The organism is Negativicoccus succinicivorans (assembly GCF_018373335.1).
GTDB lineage: Bacteria > Bacillota > Negativicutes > Veillonellales > Negativicoccaceae > Negativicoccus > Negativicoccus succinicivorans_A.
This window is the reverse complement of record NZ_JAHAHH010000085.1, coordinates 1-4,785: the sequence shown is the minus strand read 5'-3', so window position 1 is coordinate 4,785 and position 4,785 is coordinate 1. Positions and strand designations below refer to the sequence as shown.

Here is a 4,785-nt window from a genome sequence, read left to right as displayed (position 1 = left end):
TCCCACGTGCGCGATTTTGTGGTGGAAGATGGGATGTTGTTGCCGCCGCTTTCCTGTGTACCGGGACTTGGCGAAACTGTGGCGGAAGAAATTGTGGCGGCACGTGAAAACGGCCCCTTTACTTCAAAAGAGGATTTACGCAAACGCGGTAAGGTCAGCCAGACGATTGTTGAAACACTAACGGAAATGGGAGCCTTGGAAGGAATGCCCGATGAAGAACAATTAAATTTATTTGGTTAATCCCACACTTGCGGGCTTACCGTAAGCTGTGATATACTTGTACAGGTCAAAATACGCACGCCGATGGATTCAGACAGCTGTGTCCGGATGACCCGGGCCCTGTCGGAGAGGAAGCGGCGGAGGTAAAAAACAGGAGGTAGTAAAATGTCAGTAGTATCTATGAAACAATTGTTGGAAGCCGGTGTTCATTTTGGACACCAAACTCGTCGTTGGAACCCGAAAATGGCACGTTTCATTTTCACGGAACGCAACGGCATTTACATTATCAATCTGCAGCAGACCGTTAAAAAAGTAGACGAAGCGTATGATTTCCTTCGTGACTTGGCGGCATCGGGTAAGTCGGTATTGTTCGTCGGGACGAAAAAACAGGCCCAGAATACTATTCAGGAAGAAGCGGAACGCTGCAACCAGTTCTACGTAAAAGAACGCTGGCTGGGCGGCATGCTGACCAACTTCAAAACGATCCAATTGCGCATCAAACGTTTGCAGGAACTGAAGGCAATGGAAGAAGACGGTCGCTTCGATCTCTTGCCGAAAAAAGAGGTCATCGGTTTGCGTCGCGAAATGAGTAAACTCGAAAAATATCTCAACGGTATTAAAGATATGAAAGGATTGCCGGGAGCGCTCGTAGTTATTGATCCGAAGAAAGAGCAGATCGCGGTAGCGGAAGCACGGAAGCTTAATATTCCGATTATTGCTACAGTTGATACCAACTGCGATCCGGATGAAATTGATTTTCCGATCCCGGCGAATGATGATGCGATTCGCGCCGTAAAATTGTTGGTCGGAAAAATGGCGGATGCCGTTTTGGAAGGCCGTCAAGGCGAGCAGGATGAAGTAGCGGAAGCGGAAGAAAGTGCTGAAGAAGCTACAGAAGAAACAGCGGAATAAATTACGACAAGCATATAAGGAGGGACTGCCTGAATGATTACAGCAAGCTTGGTAAAAGAATTACGCGAGAAAACAGGCGTGGGTATGATGGATTGTAAGCGCGCCTTGGTGGAAACGGACGGCGATCTCGAAAAAGCGGTGGACTATCTTCGTGAGAAAGGTCTTTCCAAGGCCGCAAAAAAAGCGGACCGCGTAACGGCGGAAGGTTTGGTAGCATCCTACATTCACGGAAATGGTCGTATCGGAGTTTTGGTGGAAGTCAACTGCGAAACGGACTTCGTAGCTCGTTCGGAAGATTTCCAGCAACTCGTTAAAGATGTCGCAATGCAGATTGCGGCGACGAATCCGCGCTATCTCACGCGAGAAGACGTTCCTCAGGAAGCGATTGATCATGAACGAGAAGTACTTCGTCAGCAAGCTCTGAACGAAGGAAAACCGGAAGCGATCGTTGATAAAATGACCGAAGGTCGACTGGAAAAGTTCTATCGCGAAAACGTTTTATTGGAACAAGAATTCGTTAAAGATACGGACAAATCGGTACAGCAAATGATCACCGAAATGATCGCGAAAATCGGTGAAAATATCAGTGTTCGTCGATTCACACGTTATCAGCTCGGCGAAGGAATTGAAAAACGGCAAGATGACTTCGCATCCGAAGTAATGGCCACGATGAATCAATAAGAGAACACACATGTGTTCTCTTATTTTCTAGGTGCAGATGCGGAGGTTTGTTATGGAAGCAAGGAAGTATCGTCGAATTGTATTAAAGGTAAGCGGAGAAGCCCTTGCGGGCGAAGCGGGTCACGGCATTGATCCGATTGTCACCGAATCGATTTCCAAGGAAATTGCTGCGGTTGCGGACAGCGGCGTCGAAGTTGCAGTGGTCTGCGGCGGCGGAAACATTTGGCGCGGTATTTCCGGCAGCGCCCAGGGCATGGATCGTGCATCAGCGGACTATATGGGTATGCTTGCAACCGTGATCAACGGCCTGGCACTGCAGGAAGCGTTGGAACAGATCGGTGCGTCCACACGTGTGCAGACGGCGATTGAGATGCGTCAGGTAGCGGAGCCGTACATTCGTCGACGGGCGATTCGGCACTTGGAAAAAGGCAGAATTGTCATTTTTGCCGGCGGCACGGGCAATCCCTTTTTCTCTACCGATACAACCGCCGCTTTACGTGCGGCGGAAATTGAAGCGGACGCTATTATGATGGCAAAACGCGGTACGGATGGCGTATATGATGCGGATCCGCAAACCAACCCTGACGCAAAAATGTTTGACTCGCTGACATATTTTGAAGTCATGCGTCGACAATTGGGTGTGATGGACAACACGGCGATTACTCTGTGCATGAATAATCATATTCCGATTATTGTATTTAATATTGACACTCCGGGCAACATTTTAAAAGCAAGCATGGGGGAACGGATTGGTACGTATATTGGAGGCGACGAAAATGTTTGATGAAATCATGCTGGACTTGGAAATGCGTATGGATAAAGCGATTGAAAACTTGCAGTTTGAATTTGGTACGATTCGTACCGGTCGCGCCAATACAAGTCTTTTGGAAAACATTATGGTGGACTATTATGGTGTTCCGACTCCGGTTACTCAAGTTTCGTCAGTTTCCATTCCGGAACCGCGAATGCTGTTGATTCAGCCGTGGGATAAAAGCATGCTCGGAGCTATTGAAAAAGCGATCCAAATGTCGGACTTGGGTTTGGTACCTAATAACGACGGCTCGCAAATTCGCCTGAACATTCCGCAATTGACCGAAGAACGTCGTAAAGAGTTAGTTAAATTGGTGCATAAGCGCACGGAAGAAGCACGGATTGCAGTTCGCAACGTGCGTCGTGACGGTAACGAGCAATTGAAACGCGAAGAAAAGAAAGACGGCGTATCGGAAGACCAGGTAAAAGTGGCCACTGACGATGTGCAGAAATTGACCGATAAAAAGATGAAAGAAATCGATCGACTGGTAGAAGCGAAGGAAAAGGAAGTGCTCGAAGTTTGAGTACTGCTATTTCTACGCAGTGGCTGGGCAGACCTCTTGGTGAAGTGGCAGATGCGCTGCACGAAAGAGGTCTGCTTTATTCATTTTCAGAAACGAAAAAAGACAGCCGTCATTATATCGTTGCTCCGCAACATCAATACGTCGTACGAGTATGTATAGATAATCAGTCGATCGTCACTTGTGCCAAACAAGTTTATAGTGATGAGGTAAATGCATACATTAGCAAGCAATATGGGGAACAATATGTCGTCAAAGCCTAATTCATTGCCGGCTCACGTAGCCATTATTTTGGATGGCAACGGACGCTGGGCGAAAATGCGTGGACAACTTCGGCGAATGGGGCACAAAGCAGGCGCTCAAAATGTTAAAACGATTGTCCGTGCAGCTTCGGATCAGGGGATAAAAACACTTACTTTATATGCTTTTTCTACGGAGAATTGGCGGCGTTCTACTACGGAGGTCGCTTTGCTGATGCGCCTGTTCAGCTGGTATTTAGAACATTATATTGATGAGTTAAATGAGCACAATGTACAAGCGCATGTCATCGGCGACAGAGAACGATTAAGCGCCGACTTAATTGCGAAAATAGAAAGTTTTGAAACGGCAACGGAAAAAAATACAGGTTTAGTTTTAAATATCGCACTCAATTACGGGGGCCGTGAAGAAATTTTGCAGGCGGCACGCCGATATGCGGATGACTTTGCGCAAAAGAAAACATCGACATTGACGGAGGAACAATTTCAGCGCTACTTGTATCCGCCTGCGATGACGGATGTGGATTTATTAATTCGTACCGGCGGCGATCAGCGTATCAGTAATTTTCTTTTATGGCAGATTTCGTATGCGGAACTTTATTTTAGCGATACTCTGTGGCCGGATTTTTCACCGCAAGATTTAGCGCTGGCGATCGCCTCCTTTGCAGGCCGTGAACGACGGTTTGGAGGCTTGCAGGGAGAGGAGTAAATATGTTACGAACACGCGTTATTACAGCACTTATCGGTGTCGCCGCTTTTCTCCTGTTTATCTATTTGGGCGGGATTTGGTTGGCGCTGCCGGTATGGGGCTTAGCTTTTTTAGCATTATTGGAATATAAACATATTTTGCAACAACGGCAAATTTATACATCGGCTATCGTGATGACTATTGTCATGACGTTGATGATTATCGGTGCAGAGACTGTCGGCGGTATCTTTTTATTGATTCTTTTGCCGGCGATTTTGCCATGTCTGTTCCTCGTAGCATTTTGTTTACGACGTGCGCCGGACTTTTTATCGCTGTTTTTCACTATTGGCGGCGTGTTGTACATCGGTGTCGGCTTCAGCACCTTGCTTTTGTTGCGTAGCGCGTCGTTTTTGCATGGAGCGGCATTCGGCTCCGGCACTTTTTGGGTCTGGTTTGCGCTTTTGGGAACGTGGATGAGCGACACGGGTGCTTATTTTGCCGGCAAACGATTTGGAACCAAAGCGGTGGTTCCGCAAATCAGCCCGCATAAAACGCTTGAAGGTTTTATCGGCGGAGCCCTTTTTACAATAGTGGGATTGCTCATATATGCGTACGCCGGTCAAGTACCGCTTTCTCTTGCACTCGGTTTAGCTATGGCGGTAGCGATGGTCGCGCCGGCAGGAGATCTTTTTGAATC

General features: G+C 47.5%; 8 protein-coding genes. All 8 read left to right on the top strand.

Features of this window, described 5'->3' with window-relative positions; translation table 11 throughout:
- Nucleotides 1-240, top strand: a 240-nt coding sequence (locus tag KH813_RS06025; protein ID WP_303994452.1) for a helix-hairpin-helix domain-containing protein, incomplete at its 5' end; no start/stop codon positions are given.
- 144 nt (nt 241-384) lie between these two features.
- The gene (gene rpsB, locus KH813_RS06020; protein ID WP_303994451.1) at nt 385-1,131 is read left to right on the top strand and encodes a 30S ribosomal protein S2; all 747 of its coding nucleotides are present in this window, start codon (nt 385-387) and stop codon (nt 1,129-1,131) included.
- A gap of 33 nt (nt 1,132-1,164) precedes the next feature.
- Nucleotides 1,165-1,812: a translation elongation factor Ts gene (gene tsf / locus KH813_RS06015; protein ID WP_075938666.1), complete on the top strand. Its 648-nt coding sequence runs from the start codon at nt 1,165-1,167 to the stop codon at nt 1,810-1,812.
- Between the two features lie 52 nt (nt 1,813-1,864).
- Nucleotides 1,865-2,596 carry a UMP kinase gene (gene pyrH, locus KH813_RS06010; RefSeq protein ID WP_303988504.1) on the top strand — a complete coding sequence of 244 codons (732 nt, stop codon included), beginning with the start codon at nt 1,865-1,867 and terminating at the stop codon, nt 2,594-2,596.
- A complete protein-coding gene (frr, locus tag KH813_RS06005; RefSeq protein ID WP_303994450.1) occupies nt 2,589-3,146 on the top strand; it encodes a ribosome recycling factor in 558 nt (185 codons plus the stop codon). The genes pyrH and frr overlap by 8 nt, the downstream gene beginning before the upstream one ends.
- Complete coding sequence (locus tag KH813_RS06000; RefSeq protein WP_303994449.1) at nt 3,143-3,406, top strand: hypothetical protein; 264 nt, start codon at nt 3,143-3,145, stop codon at nt 3,404-3,406. The genes frr and KH813_RS06000 overlap by 4 nt, the downstream gene beginning before the upstream one ends.
- The gene (locus tag KH813_RS05995) at nt 3,357-4,109 is read left to right on the top strand and encodes an isoprenyl transferase (protein ID WP_303994448.1); all 753 of its coding nucleotides are present in this window, start codon (nt 3,357-3,359) and stop codon (nt 4,107-4,109) included. Before KH813_RS06000 ends, KH813_RS05995 begins: the two co-directional genes overlap by 50 nt.
- 2 nt (nt 4,110-4,111) lie before the next feature.
- Nucleotides 4,112-4,785: phosphatidate cytidylyltransferase (locus KH813_RS05990; protein ID WP_303994447.1), on the top strand; the 674-nt coding region annotated here is incomplete at its 3' end.

What these genes read in the sequence shown, in the direction of transcription:
- rpsB (WP_303994451.1), top strand. Translation starts at nt 385, where the DNA reads ATGTCAGTAGTATCTATGAAACAATTGTTGGAAGCCGGTGTTCATTTT.
- frr (WP_303994450.1), top strand. Translation starts at nt 2,589, where the DNA reads ATGTTTGATGAAATCATGCTGGACTTGGAAATGCGTATGGATAAAGCG.
- pyrH (WP_303988504.1), top strand. Translation starts at nt 1,865, where the DNA reads ATGGAAGCAAGGAAGTATCGTCGAATTGTATTAAAGGTAAGCGGAGAA.
- tsf (WP_075938666.1), top strand. Translation starts at nt 1,165, where the DNA reads ATGATTACAGCAAGCTTGGTAAAAGAATTACGCGAGAAAACAGGCGTG.
- KH813_RS05995 (WP_303994448.1), top strand. Translation starts at nt 3,357, where the DNA reads ATGCATACATTAGCAAGCAATATGGGGAACAATATGTCGTCAAAGCCT.